15 protein-coding genes are annotated in these 17,171 nt (G+C 72.0%); 5 read left to right on the forward strand and 10 right to left on the reverse strand.

Features of this window, described 5'->3' with window-relative positions; genetic code table 11:
- Positions 1-5 precede the first annotated feature (5 nt).
- Positions 6-2,147 carry a sensor domain-containing protein gene (locus LWF15_RS30250; RefSeq protein WP_232814383.1) on the forward strand — a complete coding sequence of 714 codons (2,142 nt, stop codon included), beginning with the start codon at positions 6-8 and terminating at the stop codon, positions 2,145-2,147.
- A gap of 64 nt (positions 2,148-2,211) precedes the next feature.
- Here LWF15_RS30250 and LWF15_RS30255 read toward each other — a convergent pair whose 3' ends face one another.
- The 3 genes from LWF15_RS30255 to LWF15_RS30265 form a co-directional block, all read right to left on the reverse strand.
- On the reverse strand, positions 2,212-4,326 hold the full coding sequence (locus tag LWF15_RS30255; RefSeq protein ID WP_232814384.1) for a serine/threonine-protein kinase: 2,115 nt from the start codon (positions 4,324-4,326) through the stop codon (positions 2,212-2,214).
- A 78-nt stretch (positions 4,327-4,404) separates the two neighbouring features.
- A complete protein-coding gene (locus LWF15_RS30260; RefSeq protein WP_232814385.1) occupies positions 4,405-4,833 on the reverse strand; it encodes a CBS domain-containing protein in 429 nt (142 codons plus the stop codon).
- Positions 4,834-4,985: 152 nt separating this feature from the next.
- Positions 4,986-6,059, reverse strand: a complete 1,074-nt coding sequence (locus LWF15_RS30265) for a LacI family DNA-binding transcriptional regulator (RefSeq protein WP_232814386.1) — start codon at positions 6,057-6,059, stop codon at positions 4,986-4,988.
- A 354-nt stretch (positions 6,060-6,413) separates the two neighbouring features.
- On the opposite strand from LWF15_RS30265, the gene LWF15_RS30270 reads away from it, so the two are divergent.
- Together LWF15_RS30270 and LWF15_RS30275 are read left to right on the forward strand one after the other, a co-directional pair.
- Positions 6,414-7,487, forward strand: a complete 1,074-nt coding sequence (locus tag LWF15_RS30270) for an ABC transporter ATP-binding protein (protein WP_232814387.1) — start codon at positions 6,414-6,416, stop codon at positions 7,485-7,487.
- Between the two features lie 81 nt (positions 7,488-7,568).
- Positions 7,569-8,828, forward strand: a complete 1,260-nt coding sequence (locus LWF15_RS30275; protein WP_232814388.1) for a DUF4032 domain-containing protein — start codon at positions 7,569-7,571, stop codon at positions 8,826-8,828.
- Positions 8,829-8,889: 61 nt separating this feature from the next.
- Here LWF15_RS30275 and rlmB read toward each other — a convergent pair whose 3' ends face one another.
- The 3 genes from rlmB to ispF are packed head-to-tail and all read right to left on the reverse strand — an operon-like array spanning position 8,890 to position 11,810.
- On the reverse strand, positions 8,890-9,879 hold the full coding sequence (gene rlmB, locus LWF15_RS30280; protein WP_232814389.1) for a 23S rRNA (guanosine(2251)-2'-O)-methyltransferase RlmB: 990 nt from the start codon (positions 9,877-9,879) through the stop codon (positions 8,890-8,892).
- Positions 9,869-11,299 carry a cysteine--tRNA ligase gene (gene cysS, locus LWF15_RS30285; protein WP_232814390.1) on the reverse strand — a complete coding sequence of 477 codons (1,431 nt, stop codon included), beginning with the start codon at positions 11,297-11,299 and terminating at the stop codon, positions 9,869-9,871. The genes rlmB and cysS overlap by 11 nt, the downstream gene beginning before the upstream one ends.
- Before the next feature lie 22 nt (positions 11,300-11,321).
- Positions 11,322-11,810, reverse strand: a complete 489-nt coding sequence (gene ispF / locus LWF15_RS30290) for a 2-C-methyl-D-erythritol 2,4-cyclodiphosphate synthase (RefSeq protein ID WP_269811112.1) — start codon at positions 11,808-11,810, stop codon at positions 11,322-11,324.
- Between the two features lie 103 nt (positions 11,811-11,913).
- On the opposite strand from ispF, the gene LWF15_RS30295 reads away from it, so the two are divergent.
- The gene (locus LWF15_RS30295) at positions 11,914-12,657 is read left to right on the forward strand and encodes an IspD/TarI family cytidylyltransferase (protein WP_232814392.1); all 744 of its coding nucleotides are present in this window, start codon (positions 11,914-11,916) and stop codon (positions 12,655-12,657) included.
- A 7-nt stretch (positions 12,658-12,664) separates the two neighbouring features.
- Here LWF15_RS30295 and LWF15_RS30300 read toward each other — a convergent pair whose 3' ends face one another.
- On the reverse strand, positions 12,665-13,135 hold the full coding sequence (locus LWF15_RS30300) for a glycosyltransferase family protein (protein WP_232814393.1): 471 nt from the start codon (positions 13,133-13,135) through the stop codon (positions 12,665-12,667).
- A gap of 311 nt (positions 13,136-13,446) precedes the next feature.
- The gene (locus tag LWF15_RS30305) at positions 13,447-13,929 is read right to left on the reverse strand and encodes a CarD family transcriptional regulator (RefSeq protein ID WP_231438205.1); all 483 of its coding nucleotides are present in this window, start codon (positions 13,927-13,929) and stop codon (positions 13,447-13,449) included.
- A gap of 323 nt (positions 13,930-14,252) precedes the next feature.
- Between LWF15_RS30305 and LWF15_RS30310 the strand changes: the two genes are divergently transcribed.
- The gene (locus LWF15_RS30310) at positions 14,253-14,924 is read left to right on the forward strand and encodes a hypothetical protein (protein WP_232814394.1); all 672 of its coding nucleotides are present in this window, start codon (positions 14,253-14,255) and stop codon (positions 14,922-14,924) included.
- 81 nt (positions 14,925-15,005) lie between these two features.
- On the opposite strand, the gene LWF15_RS30315 is transcribed toward LWF15_RS30310, so the two are convergent.
- Complete coding sequence (locus LWF15_RS30315) at positions 15,006-15,686, reverse strand: response regulator transcription factor (protein WP_232814395.1); 681 nt, start codon at positions 15,684-15,686, stop codon at positions 15,006-15,008.
- Positions 15,683-17,023 carry a sensor histidine kinase gene (locus LWF15_RS30320; RefSeq protein WP_408624327.1) on the reverse strand — a complete coding sequence of 447 codons (1,341 nt, stop codon included), beginning with the start codon at positions 17,021-17,023 and terminating at the stop codon, positions 15,683-15,685. The genes LWF15_RS30315 and LWF15_RS30320 overlap by 4 nt, the downstream gene beginning before the upstream one ends.
- Positions 17,024-17,171: the final 148 nt, after the last annotated feature.

Consider the following 17,171-nt stretch of genomic DNA (forward strand, 5'->3'; position numbering starts at 1 on the left):
GAGTCATGCCGCGAGGAGAAGTACGCCGGGCCCGGCGCGTCCGGCACGACCGGGCCGGGGTGTCGGTCGCCGAGTCGCAGGCCCGGCACCGCGTCCTGCTCAGTGCCCTTCCGGACGGCGTCCTGCTGCAGGACGCCGACGGCACCGTGCTGCTGGCCAACCCCCGGGCCGGGCACCTGCTCGGGCTGCCCCTGCCGACGCCCGAGCTGTCCCGGCCGAACGTGCCGGTGCCCCGGCGGGCCGGCGAGACCGGCCCGATCGACCTCTCCCGGGCCCGCCCGGCCCTGGTCGCAGGGGTGGACCGGATCAGCGCGGCGGCCCTGCGGACCGGCCAGATGCAGAGCGGTTTCACCGATCCGGTGCTCGTCGACGGCCAGTCCCGGCTGCTCCAGGTCACCTCGATCCCGCTGCTCGGCGACGACGGCCTGGCCCGGGCGGTGGCCACCTCGATCAGCCCGGCCGAGGACCCGGCCCCCGCCCCCGACACCCCGCCGCACCCGGCCGGGGGCGAGGACATCTTCCGCCGGACCATGCAGCACAGCCCGATCGGGATCGCGGTGACCGCGCTGAACGGGCGCTTCCTGCGGGTCAACCGCACGCTGTGCCGGATGCTCGGCTTCCGCGCCGACGAACTGCAGGCCCGCACGCTGAGCGACGTGGTGCACCCCAAGGACGTGGACGTGCTGCGCGCCCGGCTGGCCGGCCTGGTCAGCGGGGACGCCGACACCCTGCGCCTGGAGCGGCGTTTCGTCGGGCACGGCGGCATGCACCTGTGGGGCACGCTGGTGGTCACCCCGATCCGCGACTCCGCCTCGCACCCGGTGCAACTGGTGGTGCAGGTGGAGGACCGCAGCGACCTGTACCAGGCGCAGGGCCTGATGACCCACATGACGCTGCACGACCGGCTCACCGGCCTGCCCAGCCGCCCGCTGGTGCTCGACCGGATCCAGAAGGCCCTGGACCGCACCCGGCGCAGCGGCCTGCGGGTCGCCGTACTGCAGTGCGACGTGGACCATTTCCGGGTGGTCAACGACAACGCGGGCTACGAGGACGGTGACGAGGTGCTGGCCGAGATCGGCCGCCGGGTGGCTGGGGCGCTGCGGGCCGGGGACACCGCCGGCCGGCTCGGCGGCGACGAGTTCGTGGTGGTCTGCGACGACGTCACCGACGAGGAGGAGGCCGGGGCGGTCGCCGACCGGGTGCGGGCCGCAGTCAACGAACCGCTCATCCTGGGCGGCCGCACGCTGCGGCCCACGGTCAGCGTCGGGATCGCCCTGTCCGGTGATCCGGCCGGCGATCCGCTGCTGCTGCTGCGGGATGCGGAAATGGCCACGTACCAGGCGAAGAGCCGGGGCCGCGACCGCTGGGACACGGTGGACACCTCGCAACGGCGGGCCGCCGCCGAGCGGCTGGACCTGGAGCACGAGCTGCGGGCGGCGATCGTCGACGACGAGCTGGAGCTGCACTTCCAGCCGATCGTCGGGCTCAGCGGGCGGCGGGTGATCGGCCGGGAGGCCCTGGTGCGCTGGCGGCACCCGGCCCGTGGGCTGATGCCGCCGATCACCTTCCTGCCGGTGGCCGAGGAGTCCGGGCTGATCGTCGACCTGGGCGCCTGGGTGCTGCGCGCCGCGGTCCGGGCCGCCGCCTCCAGCCCGGACCCGGGCTACGTGGCGGTGAACGTCTCGCCGAACCAGATGATCCGGCCCGGCCTGTCCGACCAGGTGGAGCAGATCCTGCGGGAGTCCGGGCTGCCGCCGGGGAAACTCGTGCTCGAGCTGACCGAGTCGGTGATGCTGAGCGCCGCCCCGGCCGCCCGGCAGGAGATCGAGCGGCTGCACGCCCTGGGCGTGCGGATCGTGGTGGACGACTTCGGCACCGGCTTCTCGGCCCTGTCCTACCTGCGTGACCTTCCGGTCTCCGGGATCAAGGTGGACCGCAGCTTCACCTCCGGGCTGGGCGAGGACCCGCAGTGCGACCGGATCGTCGAGGCCCTGATCGGCCTGGGCAACGGCCTGGGCATCGACGTGATCGTCGAGGGGGTGGAGACCGAGCAGCAGAGCGCGCTGCTGGCCGGGATCGGGGTGCAGCACGCCCAGGGCTACCTGTTCGGCCGGCCCAGCCCGAAGTACGAGCTGCAGCCCGCCTGACGCTTCGCGAACAACGAAAAAGCCCACCAGAGGCCGTTTCTGGTGGGCTTTTCCGGTTCAGGCTCTAGCCGGTGAGCTGCTGGACGATCGTGCTGCCCTCGAGCGGGCCCCAGTCGGGGTCGTAGCCGGGGTCGCGCAGGATCATGACGCAGGACAGCAGGAGCAGGACCAGCACGGCCCAGCCGAGGATCCGGATCTGCGGGCCGCTGGTGATCGACGAGACCACCTTCTCGGTGCCCCGCCGCACCGGGCCGCCGCCGGGCCCCCACCAGGCGGTGAGCACCAGCGCCAGCATGCCCAGGGCCAGCGGGATCGGCCGGCCCGGGTTGGCCGCCGAGGGCGCGCCCCCGGTCTGCGCCGCGGCTGCGATGAAGGCCACGCTGACACCGATCAGCAGCGGCAGCAGCAGCGCGAACACCGTGGACATGACCGCGCCGAGAATGCGCCAGGGCAGGGACAACACGGTGACCATGCCGTCGCTGGGCCGGGGGCCGTGCACGTCGCGCCGCTGCATCAGGGCGGTGTTCGTGCGGTCGACCACGCGGGCGGCGACCATGCCGACCCCCACCACCAGCACCGCACCGTAGGGCGCGACCGCCGCCATCCCGGCCAGCGCGAGCAGCAGGCCGAACAGGAACAGCGGCATCGAGCCCAGCGGCAGGCGCTCGAGAACGTTCTCGCGGTGCTCGTTCTCGTCGTAGTGCGACTGCGGGCGGTCCGGATCGTCACCGATCGGGCGGCCCTTGGCCAGCACCGGCGCCGAGCCCCGGCGGAAGTCGTCGGAGCGGGCCGGCTGCTGGCCCGGCCGGGCCTCGAAACCGTTGGCGGGACCCGGCTGACCGGGCTGGTGCTGGTAACCGTGCCCGGGGGGCTGGTACTGCTGCTGGTTCTGGCCGTTCTGGCCGTTCTTGCCAGGCGGGTCGAAGCGCCGGGTGGCCTTCGGCCCGGAGCCGTTGGCCGGCGGGATGACCGACGTGGCCGCGTTGTTGCCGGCCGGGTTGTACGGCGGGATCACCGACGTGGGGTCGTTGTTGCCGCCGTTGGCGGGCGGGATCACCGACGTGGGCGCGTTGGCCCGGCCCGAGGGCGGCGGGATGACGTGCGTGGGCGCGTTCGAGCCGCCCATCGACTCCGGCGGGATCACCGACGTCTTGGCATCGGCGAAGCTCGGCGGCGGGGTGCGCATGGTGGCCACCTCGTCCGGGCTGGGCAGCCGGATCTCGGTGGAGTCGGTCGGCTTGACCTGCTTGCGGATCTCCTCGCCGGGCCCGGGCGTGCGGATCGTCTCCTCGTCGGGGCTCACGTAGGCACCGCCGGTGCCCCAGGCCGGGATCTGCGGCTGCGGGCCCGTGGTGGGCCGCGCCGGGGCCGGGGCGGCCAGGCCGGCGATCAGCTCTTCGGGGTGCGGGCGCACCCGGGGGTCGACCGAGAGCGCGGCGGTGAGCGTGGAGCGCAGCCCCTCGTCCACCCCGTCCAGGTCGGTGGCGCCGCGGCGCACCCGGTCGAGGACGACCTCGATCGGGCCGGTGCCGAACGGCGGGCGGCCGGTGGCGGCGTAGGCCAGGGTGGCGCCCCAGCCCCACCAGTCGGTGGCCGAGCTGACCGGGTCGCCGCCGATGATCTCCGGCGAGAGGTAGCCCGGGGTGCCCATCACCAGGCCGGTGTGGGTGATCCGGGACTCGTCGGCGGCGTGCGCGATACCGAAGTCGATCAGCACCGGCTCGCCGTCGAGCAGCATCACGTTGGCCGGCTTGACGTCGCGGTGGACCACCCCGGCGCTGTGCACGGTGCGCAGCGCGTCGGCCATCACCTTGCCGATCCGGGCCACGTGGCCGCGGGGCAGCGGCCCGTGGTCGCGCACGTGCTTCTCGAGCGTCTTGCCCGGCACGAAGCTGGTGACGATGTAGGGCACGTCACTCTCGACGTCGGCGTCCAGCACGCCGGCCACCCGGGGGTGCCGGACCCGCCGGAGCGTGGCGACCTCACGGGCCAGGCGGCGCCGGGCGTCGGGGTCGCCCGCCACGTGCGGGCGCAGCACCTTGACGGCGACAGCCTTCCCGTTCGGGTCCAGTCCGAGATGGACGACGCCCATCCCGCCTTCGCCCAGGCGCTGGACCAGGCGGTACTGACCTATCCGCCCGGTCTCGCCGGCTGGGCGGGCGGTTGCATCGCGCGGCATAGTGACCACGGTAGGCCAAACGCACGACAAGGCGTAGCCGTTGCACGGAGCTGGGAAACAGCTGCGCCCGGGATGAGATCAGCTCGTGATGTAGGCCTGGAGCTGGTCGCGCTCGCCCTCGAGCTCGTCGATCCGGTGCTTGACCACGTCCCCGATGCTGACGATGCCGACCAGCCGGTCGCCCTCGACCACCGGCACGTGCCGGAAGCGGCCCTTGGTCATCATCCGCATCAGCTCGTCCAGATCGGTCTCCGGCGGGCAGGTGCGCACGTGCTTGCTCATGATCTCGCTGACCGGCTCGCCGAGCAGGTCCGGGCCGAAGCGCTGGAGTCTGCGCACCACGTCCCGCTCACTGACGATGCCGTCGATGCTCTCGCCGTCGGCGGACACCACCAGGGCGCCCACCCCGTTGGTGGCCAGCGAGTCGAGTAGTTCGGTGACGGGCCGGTCGGGGGCGATGGTGACGACCAGGGCGCCCTTGTGCCGGAGAAGATCACTGATCCGCATGCGCAGAACCTCCCGAGGACGGGCTGTCACCCGGGCGCGAGACACGGACGTCAAGCACGCTCCGGACCGCCGGGGGCCGACGCTGCCCGCTCACTCAGGGTAGGTGAGCACTGCCCGAAGGGGAACCCCCGGACGTGTCCGGGATCACACCCTCACTCCGATGGCGGAGCTTCAGCCGGGACAGAACCGGTCGAACCGCGCACCACCAGCTCAGGCCGGAACAGGTACTCGGTGCGGGGAGCGAACGCGCGGTGACCGCCCCGCGCGCCGGCCCGCGCATTGCCGTGGATGTCGTCGAGCAGGGCCCGCACCGCTGCGGCCCCCATCGCCTGCACCGACTGCCGCACGGTGGTCAGCGGCGGATCGGTGAAGGCGATCAGCGGGGAGTCGTCGTACCCGATCACCGACACGTCGGCGGGCACGTCCAGACCCCGGTCGCGCACCGCCCGGATCGCCCCGAGCGCCATCAGGTCGCTGCCGCACACCACCCCGGTGCACCCCGCGTCGATCAGCCGGTGAGCGGCCGCCGCCCCACCCTCGACGCTGAACAGCGAGCACTCGATCAGCTCGTCCACGTCGGTCTGCCCCAGGTGCCGGAGCATGGCCTGCCGGAAACCGTCGATCTTGCGGATCACCGGCACGAACTGGCGCGGGCCGAGGGCCAGCCCGATCCGCCGGTGCCCCTGCGCCACCAGGTGATTCACCGCCAGGTCCATCGAGGTGACGTCGTCGTTGCTGACGAACGGCGCGTCCAGGCCCTCGACGAAGCCGTTGACCAGCACGATCGGAAGGCCCCGCCGGCGCAGGGCGACGTAGCGCCCGGGATCGGCGGAGGTGTCGGCGTGCAGGCCGGAGACGAAGACGATCCCGGCCACCCCGCGCTCGGTGAGCATCTGCGTGTACTCGTCCTCGCGCACCCCGCCGGGAGTCTGCGTGCACAGCACCGGGGTGTAGCCGTGGTGCGCCAGGGCCGACTCGATCACCTGGGCGAAGGCCGGGAAGATCGGGTTGTCCAGCTCGGGCACGATCAGCCCGATCAGGCCGGCCGAGTGCTGCCGCAGCCGCACCGGCCGTTCGTAGCCGAGCACGTCCAGGGCAGTGAGCACCGCCTCGCGGGTGCCCTCGGCCACCCCGGCGCGGTCGTTCAGGACACGACTCACCGTGGCCTCGCTCACTCCCGCCTGGGCGGCGATGTCGGCGAGTCGGGCGCGGGGGGCTGTCGCCATCGGCCGGTCTCCATGCTGGTCCGCTTCGGATTCCAAAGGGACATTCTGGGCGAAAGGCGGGTTCCGCACCTCACGGCCAGGCTTGCCGCGACCTACTGTGTCATCTCCGTCACGCGCGGCGCCTCGCCGATCGAGTGGGATGCAGATGACACCTACTACCCCTATGCGCCGGGGCGGTCCGCGGTCTTAGATGTACTCCGTGGCCGAAGACGCCCCCGCGGCGCCTGGTCATACGTTCCATCCGGGCCTGATGCGGGTCCGGCGACAATCGGCAAGACCCGGCGCCTGCGGCCTCGGGTCGACCCTCCACTCGGATCGTCCGGCACGTTCCTGCCGGTGAAGGGAAGTGGCAAAGTGGCCACCGTCACATTTGATCAGGCAACCCGCGTCTACCCGGGTGCCACCAAGCCGTCCGTGGACAAGCTCGACCTCCACATCGAGGACGGCGAGTTCCTCGTGCTGGTCGGGCCCTCGGGCTGCGGCAAGTCCACCTCGCTGCGCATGCTGGCCGGCCTGGAGGACGTCAACGAGGGACGCATCCTGATCGGCGACCGGGACGTCACCCAGATGCCGCCGAAGGACCGCGACATCGCGATGGTGTTCCAGAGCTACGCGCTCTACCCGCACATGACGGTCGGCGAGAACATGGGCTTCGCGCTCAAGATCGCCGGCGTCGCCAAGTCCGAGATCCAGCAGCGCGTGGCCGAGGCGGCCAAGATCCTCGACCTGACCGAGTACCTCGACCGGAAGCCGAAGGCCCTCTCCGGTGGTCAGCGTCAGCGCGTCGCGATGGGCCGGGCGATCGTCCGCCAGCCCCAGGTGTTCCTGATGGACGAGCCGCTGTCCAACCTGGACGCCAAGCTGCGGGTCCAGACCCGTACCCAGATCGCGTCGCTGCAGCGGCGTCTGGGCGTCACCACGGTCTACGTCACCCACGACCAGACCGAGGCGATGACCATGGGTGACCGGGTCGCGGTGCTGAAGGACGGTCTCCTGCAGCAGGTCGGCTCGCCCCGTGAGCTGTACGATCACCCGAACAACGCGTTCGTGGCCGGCTTCATCGGCTCGCCCGCGATGAACCTGCTCAACCTGCCGGTGACCAACGGCGGCGTGCAGTTCGGCGACGAGGTCTACCGGATCGCCGAGTCGACGCTGAGCGGCACCGGTGGCCGGGTCACGCTGGGCGTCCGCCCGGAGGACCTGTCCCTGGCCGACCACGGTCTGCCGGTCCAGGTCGAGCTGGTCGAGGTCCTCGGCGCCGACGCGTACCTGCACGGCACGCTGAAGAGCGAGGGCACCGACCTTCCGGTGATCGCCCGGGTCGACGGGCGGCGTCCCCCGGAGAAGGGCCAGACGGTCCACCTCAAGGCCAAGGAAGGCCACACGCACCTGTTCAACACCGAGTCGGGCGCTCGCATCGAGGCCTGATCTCGGGCACTGCTCATAGTTGGGGCGTCGTACCTGGCCGGTGCGGCGCCCCGACGCCTGCGGGCGGGGGTCCCCCTTCAGATGACTGCCACCAGAACACTCCAGATCACTTCCGCGGCACCGGATCCGGCCCTGCTGGACCTGCCGTGGGACGTCCCGCTGGAGAACTGGCCGGCCAACCGGCTGGCCACCCTGCCGCGTGGTATCTCGCGGCACATCGTCCGTTTCGTCCAGCTCTCCGGCAACGTGATCGCCGCCAAGGAGATCACCGAGGAGTTCGCCCGGCGCGAGTACGGGCTGCTGCGCCTGCTGCGCCGCCTGGGTCTGCCCGCGGTCGAGCCGCTGGGCATCATCACCGGGCGCACCGACGAGCACGGCGAGGACCTCGACCCGGTGCTGCTCACCCGGCACCTGCAGTTCTCGCTGCCCTACCGCGCGGTGTTCTCGCAGAGCATGGGTCCCGAGCCGGCCATGCGGCTGATCGACGCCCTGGCCGTGCTGATGGTGCGTCTGCACCTGAGCGGCTTCTTCTGGGGCGACGTCTCGCTGTCGAACACCCTGTTCCGGCGGGACGCGGGCGCGTTCGCCGCCTACCTGGTCGACGCCGAGACCGGTGACCTCTACGACAGCCTCTCGCGCGGTCAGCGCGAGCACGACCTCGACCTGGCCCGCACCAACATCGCCGGTGAGCTGATGGACCTGGAGGCCGGCGGCTTCCTCGACGCGGCCCTGGACCCGGTGAAGACCTCGGACGCGTTCATCGAGCGCTACCGCACGCTGTGGGCCGAACTGACCGCCAAGGAGGCGTTCGGCCGCGGCGACCGCTGGCGGGTGGACGCCCGGATCCGGCGGCTGAACGACCTGGGCTTCGACGTCGGCGAACTGAACATCAACACCGACGTCACCGGCACCTCGCTGGAGATCCAGCCCAAGGTGGTCGACGCCGGTCACCACCGGCGCCGGCTGCTGCGCCTGACCGGGCTGGACGTGGAGGAGAACCAGGCCCGGCGGCTGCTGAACGACCTGGACACCTATCGCGCCGCCACCGACCGGCAGGGCGTGGACGAGGACGTGATCTCGCACGAGTGGCTGGCCCGCCGGTTCGAGCCGGTGGTGCGCGCGGTGCCGCTCGAGATGCGCGGAAAACTGGCCCCGGCCGAGATCTTCCACGAGGTGCTGGAGCACGGCTGGTACCTGTCCGAGAACAGCGGGCGGGACGCGGGTCTCGACGAGGCGGTCGCCAGCTACATCCGTAACGTGCTGGTGCACCGGCCGGACGAGCAGGCGGTGCTCGGGGTGGACACCCAGGAGATGCCGGTCGTGGTCGATCCCCTCCCCTAGAACCACGAACTGAAAACTGGGGACGTCGGTGAGCACCGACGTCCCCAGTTTCAGTTCTGGTCTACTCGGCTCGCAGTCGGGAAACCTCGTACAGCGAAACGCCCATCGCCACACTGGCGTTGAGCGACTCGGTGCCGCCGATCATCGGGATCGAGGCGATCGCGTCGCAGTTCTCCCGCACCAGCCGGGAAAGCCCCTTGCCCTCGGCCCCGGCCACCAGAACCAGTGGGCCGGTGGCCAGTTCGAGCCCGGGCAACTGCACGTCGCCGCCGGCGTCGAGGCCGACCACGAAACAGCCTGCGCTCTTGAGCGACTCGATCGCCCGGTTCACGTTCGACACCCGGGCCACCGGGATCCGGGCCGCGGCCCCGGCCGACGTCTTCCACGCGGTGGCCGTCATCCCGGCCGCCCGGCGCTCGGGCACGATCACCCCGTGACCACCGAAGGCGGCCACCGAGCGCACCACGGCGCCGAGGTTGCGCGGATCGGTGACCCCGTCGAGAACCACCAGCAGAGGCGGCCTTCCGCTGTCGGCCGCGAGCTCGAGCAGGTCGTCCGGGTGGGCGTACTCGTACGGCGGGACCTGCAGCGCGATGCCCTGGTGGACGGCGCCGTTGGTGAGCCGGTCGAGGTCGGTGCGGGAGGCCTCGAGCAGCGGAAGACCGGCCTCGGTGGCGGTTTTCAGCGCCTCCCGGACCCGTTCGTCGCTGTCGATCCGGGCCGCCACGTAGAGCGCCTTGGCCGGCACCCCGGCACGCAGCGCCTCGACCACCGGGTTGCGCCCGGCCACCATCTCGGCGGTGTTCGCCGAGGAACGCTTCTGCGGCGACCGGTTACCGCCCCCGGTGGAGGGGCGGCTGCTACCGGTACCGCTGTTCTTCTCTGCGGCCCGGGCCCGGCGGGCGGCCGGGTGGTGCTCGCGATCGGTCGCCTTGGGCGTGGGGCCCTTGCCCTCCAGGCGCTTACGGGACTGCCCGCCGGATCCGACGGTCGCGCCCTTCTTCGATCCGGGCCTGCGAGTGGCCCCCCTGCGCGACGAATTACCCGGCACTGCCGGCCTCCAGACTCCAGCGGGCGCCTTGCGGCGTGTCCTCGACGACCACCCCGGCTGCACTCAGCCGGTCGCGAATGGCATCCGCAGTGGTGAAATCTCTTTCTTTGCGCGCGGTCGCGCGGGCGTCCAGCTCGGCCCGCACCAGCACGTCCAGCGCCTTCGACTCCTGGCTGCCGGCGGTGCCCGCGCTCTTCCAGCGCTCGTCCAGCGGGTTCAGGCCGAGCACATCGGTCATCCCCAGGACCTCGGCCCCGAGCTGCTTCAGGCGCTCGGCGTCGCCGTCGGCCAGGGCCTTGTTGCCCTCCCGCACGGTGTCGTGCAGGACCGCCACGGCCGCGGGCACGCCCAGGTCGTCGTCCATCGCCGCGGTGAAGGCCGCCGGCACCTGCAACCCGACCGGGAAGTCAGGTCCGAGCTTCTCCGTCGCCCGCTGCACGAAGTTCTCGATCCGCTCGTAGGCCGCGGTGGCGTCGGCCAGCGACTCCGGGCTGATCTCGATGTTCGAGCGGTAGTGCGGGGTGGCCAGGACGTAGCGCAGCACCACCGGGCGGACCTGCTCGGTGAGCGCCGCGATGGTCATGGTGTTGCCCAGCGACTTGCTCATCTTCTCGCCGGCCATGGTGACCCAGGCGTTGTGCAGCCAGAACCGGGCGAACGGGTCACCGGCCGCGCGGGACTGGGCCAGCTCGTTCTCGTGGTGCGGGAAGCGCAGGTCCAGCCCGCCGCCGTGGATGTCGAACTCGGCCCCCAGGTAGCGGGTGGCCATCGCCGAGCACTCCAGGTGCCAGCCCGGCCGGCCCCGGCCCCAGGGCGTGGGCCAGGACGCGGTGGCCGGCTCGGAGGGCTTGGCGCTCTTCCACAGGGCGAAGTCCCGCGGGTCGCGCTTGCGGGCGTTGGGGTCGGCGTCGGCCGCCGCCTCCATGTCGTCGACCTTCTGCCGGGTGAGCGCGCCGTACTCGGGGAACGAGCGCACGTCGAAGTAGACGTCGCCCGAGCCGTCGGCCGCCGGGTAGGCGTGCCCGGCCTCGATCAGCCGCTGGATCAGCTCGACCATCTCGATGACGTGACCGGTGGCCCGCGGCTCGACCGTCGGCCGCAGGATGTTCAGCGAGTCGTAGGCGGCGGTGAACTCCTGCTCGTACAGGAACGCGTGCGCCCACCACTCCCGGCCGGCCTCGGCGGCCTTGGCCAGGATCTTGTCCTCGATGTCGGTGACGTTGCGGACGTAGGTGACCTCGAGCCCCTGGAACTCCAGCCAGCGCCGCAGCACGTCGAAGTTGACCTGGGCCCGGACGTGCCCGAGGTGGGGCGAACTCTGCGGGGTGGGACCACAGACGTAGATACCCGCCTTGCCGGGGACGATCGGGACGAAGTCCCGTACCTGCCGGGTAGCCGAGTCGAACAGTCTGAGGTTCACCGGTCAAGGCTACCCGGCCTGCTCAGCCCCGGCTGACGAGCGGGACCACCAGGGCGGTGGCGATCGCCGCCACGCCCTCACCCCGGCCGGTCAGGCCGAGCCCGTCGGTGGTGGTGGCCGAGACCGTCACCGGCGCCCCGCAGGCCGCGGACAGCACCGCCTGGGCCTCGTCGCGGCGCGGGCCGAGCTTGGGCCGGTTGCCGACCACCTGCACCGCCACGTTGCCGATCAGCCAGCCCGCCTCCCCCAGCCGCCGGGCCGTCTCGGCCAGCAGCGTGGTCCCGGCCGCCCCGGCCCACTCCGGCTGCGCGGTGCCGAACTGCGAGCCCAGGTCGCCCAGCCCGGCCGCGGACAGCAGCGCGTCGCAGGCCGCGTGGGCCGCCACGTCGGCGTCCGAGTGCCCGTCCAGGGCCCGCTCCCCCGGCCATTCCAGACCAGCCAGCCAGAGCACCCGGTCCGAGTCCGGGGATGCGTAACCGTGCACGTCGATGCCCAGCCCGGTGCGCGGCAGACCGCCGGCCGGGGTGTTCGGCCCGGTCCCCGCGGGGCCGAACCGGTCGTTGGCTGAAGGTTCACTCACGGGCGCAAGTGTGGACCATCTAGAATCGAGAACCGTGACCGAGCCGGTAGCCGCCCTTTCCACCGGGCCCGTGTGCCCTCCCGGCGCCGCGGCGTTCGTGGTGCTGGCCGGTGGCAGCGGTACCCGGGTGGGTGCCGGCCAGAACAAGGTCTACCTGCCGCTCGGCGGCCGCCCGGTGGTGTCCTGGGCCCTGTCCTGGGCCGACGCGGTGCCCGAGGTGGGCCGCGTGGTCCTGGTGATCCGCCCGCAGGACGAGGCGCCGGCCCGCGAGGCGGTGGCCGCCGCCGGCATCCGTCTGCCGGTCGAGATCATCCACGGCGGCGTCACCCGGCACGCCTCCGAGCAGAACGCGCTCGACCACCTGTCCTGGCCGATCTGCGCGGGCTCCCTGCAGGTCGTCGCCATCCACGACGGCGCTCGCCCGCTGGCCGGGCCCGAGCTCCTGCGCACCGTCATCCAGGCCGCCGCGGCCAACGGAGGCGCGGTTCCCACCCTGCCCGAGGCCGAGGCCTGGGCGGTCGACGAGGCGGGCCGGCTCAGCCCCCCGGCCCAGGGCGAGACGCTGCACCGGGTGCAGACGCCGCAGGCCTTCCGGGCCACCCCGCTGCTCGAGGCCTACGCCCAGGCGCTGCGCGACGGCACCGAGGGCACCGACACGTCGGCCGCCCTGGAGGGCCGGCCCGGTGTCCAGGTGGTTGCCGTGCCCGGCAGCCAGGAGAACCTGAAGGTCACCTTCGCTGAAGACATGTCCCGCGCCGAGGCGCTGCTCCCGCGCTGACCGGCCTTCAGCTCGCGGCGGCCACCACGGTGGCGCCCGCCGCGGTCAGCGCCGCCAGGATCTCGCCGGCCGACTCCACCTGAGGTTCCTGGGCCAGCGCCTGCCGCAGCACCCCCAGCCGGGCCGCGATGGGCACGGTGACGAACCGGTGGTGCTCACGGTCGGCCGTGCCCGCCAGCGCCCCGCCCGGCCCCACCCGCTTCAGGGTGTCGGTGACCGGCCGCACGCTGGTGACCACCAGCCCGCCCTCCGGCTCCTCCACGCCCACCGCCCGCAGGGTCTGCAGCACCGCCGCGACCCGGGCCGACTGCCCGGCGGCGGACAGCGGCGGGTCGAGCACGACGGCGAAGGCCTCGTCCGGCTCAGGGCAGGTGGCCAGCTCCCGCAGGGCGTGGACGGCGATCACGTCCGGGAGGTCGGTGAGGGGGGCGGCCGGAACCTGACCGGCCCGGATCAGGGCGACAAATGCCGTGGACATCGGAACTGCACCTCGACTGGAGAAGGAGAATTCGGCGCCCGGATCACGAATCCGCGATCTGCGGGCGGTTTCGGGGACTATTCACCCGGACGGGTGTGCCGGGCCCGAGAAGATCTTCGGAACATTGCGCCACCGGCCGCCGTCTGATCTTCGGAATGACAAAAGAAAAACCGGCGTCCTCTTCGAAGACCGGACCTGATTCGCCGGGGAACCCGGTGATCCGATTTTCGGCGAGGACGCCGGTTCAATGCATTACGTGGATCTTCCGGACCGGTGCGGTCCGGTGGACGCCGGGTGCGGCGGCCGGTGGATCAGGACGCCAGGACCTCGTTGAGCAGGGCCTCGGCCTTGTCCTCGTTGGTGTGCTCGGCCAGCGCCAGCTCCGACACCAGGATCTGCCGGGCCTTGGCCAGCATGCGCTTCTCACCTGCGGAAAGACCGCGGTCCTGGTCGCGGCGCCAGAGGTCGCGGACGACCTCTGCAACCCGGACGACGTCGCCGGAGGCGAGCTTCTCCAGGTTGGCCTTGTACCGGCGGGACCAGTTGGTGGGCTCCTCGGCGTAGGGGGCGCGGAGCACCTCGAACACCCGGTCGAGGCCTTCCTGGCCCACGACGTCCCGGACACCGACGAGGTCGACATTCATCGCCGGCACCTCGATGGTCAGATCTCCCTGAGCAACCTTCAGGACGAGGTACTGACGTTCCTCACCCTTGATAGTACGGGTCTTGATCTCCTCGATGAGCGCCGCCCCGTGATGGGGGTAAACGACAGTCTCGCCGACCGTGAAAGCCATGTGTAAGTATCCCCTTTCCCAGCCAACAGACTACCACGTCCTGCTTGGCAGCGACTAGCGGATCTTCAGTATTTTCGCAGGTCAGAGGCGTAACCAGGATACGCCCGGAGAAAAAGATGCGACACTGCGCGGTTTCGGGCGATCACGGTCCGTGTTCGCCGGGCCGATGCAAGGACCTGCGGACCACCGGTGCGGAGGGCTCCGGCCACGCCCGGAAGCAGCCGAAGAAGTATCCGGACGGCATGGCGTGGGGTTGCCTCAGACGGCCCACCGGCGCCCGATAGGCTTCGTCCGCACTTACGAATCCGCAGGAGGCCAGCGCCGTGAAGCGCACCCGTGTTGTCGCCGCCAAGACCGCCCTTGCCGCCGGCGCCGTCGCCCTCGGCCTGACCGGCTGCTCGGTCACGAACCCGGCCACGATCAAGGACCCGTACCCGCCGTCCGACGGCATCAACGCCGATCTGCCCGGCAGCCAGGTGCTGCTGCGGAACCTGATCGTGATCGGCGCCGAGCAGGGCGGGGACGCCGAGCTGATCGGCTCCGTGGTCAACCAGGGAGAGCAGGACGCCCGGGTCAATCTGCAGGCCGCCGTCGGCGAGTCCGGGCAGCCCAGCCAGACCACCGTCGCGGTGGGCGCCGGGCAGACCGTCCAGTTCGGCCCGGGCAGCAACCAGACCCCGGTGTCGATCAGCGGCCTGGCCGTCCCCCCGGGCGACGTGACCGGCATGACCGCCTCCACCGAGAGCGGAGGCCGGGTCGACCTGAACGTTCCGGTGCTGCCCCCGGAGGGCGACTACGCCGACGTCACCCCGGCGGCCACCCCCACGCCCTCGGCCACGCCCACGCCCCAGAAGACGAAGGGCAACGGGGGCAACGGCGGCAACGGTGCGGAGTCCAGCGCCGAACCCACCGCCACCGACGGGGAGACCGGCGCGCCGCAGAACCCCGACGCCGACAACCCGGCCGAAGAGGCCGACCAGCAGGACACCAACTGACCTGCCCCGGATCCTCAGAGCAACGCCGAAGGGCGGCACCCCCGCGGGGGTGCCGCCCTTCGGCGTTGCTCAGCGGTCGGCTCAGGCCTCGAACTTGTAGCCCAGGCCGCGCACGGTGACCAGGTAGCGCGGGCTCGCCGGATCGGGCTCCAGCTTGCCGCGCAGGCGCTTCACGTGGACGTCGAGGGTCTTGGTGTCACCCACGTAGTCCGAGCCCCAGACCCGGTCGATCAGCTGCATCCGGGTGAGCACCCGGCCGGCGTTGCGCAGCAGCAGCTCGAGCAGCTCGAACTCCTTCAGCGGCATCGGCACGGCCTCGCCGTTCACGGTCACCACGTGCCGCTCGACGTCCATCCGGACCGGGCCGGCCTCGACCGTGGCGCCCTCGACCACGTCCGGCTCGGTGCCGCGGCGCAGCACCGCGCGGATCCGGGCGACCAGCTCCCGCGAGGAGTACGGCTTGGTCACGTAGTCGTCGGCGCCCAGCTCCAGGCCGACCACCTTGTCGATCTCGCTGTCCTTGGCGGTCAGCATGATCACCGGGACCTTGCTGCGGGTGCGCAGCTGCCGGCACACCTCGGTGCCGGGCAGGTCGGGGAGCATCAGGTCGAGCAGGACCAGGTCGGCGCCGTTGCGGTCGAACTCGTCCAGGGCCGCCGGCCCGTCGCCGGCGACCGCGACCTCGTAGCCCTCTCGGCGCAGGAGGTAGGACAGCGGGTCGCTGAACGACTCCTCGTCCTCCACCACCAGGATGCGGGTCACGGGGTTGCTCCTTTCAGCTCGGACCCCGCGTCCTGCGGGAGTCCTGGGGCGGCGGGCCCACCGGTCGGGACGGCCGGGCCGTCCGGGACGGCGGGGGCGGCCGGATCGGGTGTTGCGGTCTTCGGGGCGGGCCGGGGAACCAGGCCGTTCTCCACCCAGGTCTCGGTGCCGGAGTGCTCGCCGCGGTCGTGGGCGCCGGCCGGCTGCACCGACTCCGGCAGCCGCAGGGTGAACGTGGAGCCCTGGCCCTGGCGGCTCCACAGCATCACCTCGCCGCCGTGGTTGGCGGCCACGTGCTTGACGATGCTCAGGCCCAGGCCGGTGCCCCCGGTGACCCGGGAGCGGGCCGGGTCGACCCGGTAGAAGCGCTCGAAGATCCGGTCCTGGTCGGTGCTGGCGATACCGATGCCCTGGTCGCTGACCACGATCTCGACGATGCCGCCGACCCGGCGCACCCCGACCCCGACCCGGGTGTTCTCGGGCGAGTAGGAGATCGCGTTGTCGACCAGGTTGCGGATGGCGGTGACCAGCAGGTTGTGGTCGCCGTAGACCACCGCGCCGTGGTCGCCGCCGAGCACCACCTCGATGTTCTTGGCGGTCGAGGCCATCACGCAGCGGTCGACCGCGTCCGAGACCACGTCGTCGATACCGACCGGCTCGGGCGGGTGCAGGGCGTCGGCCACCTGCAGCCGGGACAGGTCGATGATCTCCTGCACCAGCTTGGTCAGCCGGGTGGACTCGCGCTGCATCTGGCCGGAGAAGTGGCGCACCGCGTCGGCGTCGTCGGCGGCGTCGGCCACCGCCTCGGCCAGCAGGCTCAGCGCCCCGATCGGGGTCTTCAGCTCGTGGCTGACGTTGGCCACGAAGTCCCGCCGGACCTCCTCCACCCGTTTGGCCTCGGTCCGGTCCTCGACCAGGACCAGCACCAGGTCGGGCCGCAGCGGGGCGACCCGGGCGTAGACGACCAGCCGGCCCCGGCCGAGCGGGCCGCGGGGCAGCTCCAGCTCGCGCTCGCGGACCAGGCCCAGGGTGCCCGCCTCGGCCGCCATCTCGCGCAGTTCGGCGTGCACCAGCTCACGCCCGCGCACCAGCCCGAAGGCGTGCGCGGCGGGGCTGGACTTGATCAGCCGGCCGTCGGTGCCGAGCACGACCGAGGCGGAGGCCAGCACGTTCAGCACGTCGGCGGCGCCCTCGGGCAGCGGGCCGGTGGGGGCCGGGGTGGGGTGCGGCTGCGGTGCGCGGTTACCGCGTCCGGCCACGCTCAGCACACCGAGGACCAGCCCGACGACCAGGCCGATCCCGATGGCGATGGCAAAGGCCAGGGGCGTGCTCACCATGTCAGCGTAAGCTGCCGCCCGGGCAGTTTTGATCCGGAGAGTCGGCCGCGGCCCAACCCTTCGGCGCGTGTTCACCTTCAGATCGGGATCTATTCACGGGCCACTGCGACGGTGAGCCACGATCAGCCGTCGCCTCGTCACCGGTAGT

The sequence above is a fragment of the Kineosporia rhizophila genome (assembly GCF_021277265.1).
Lineage (GTDB): Bacteria > Actinomycetota > Actinomycetes > Actinomycetales > Kineosporiaceae > Kineosporia > Kineosporia rhizophila.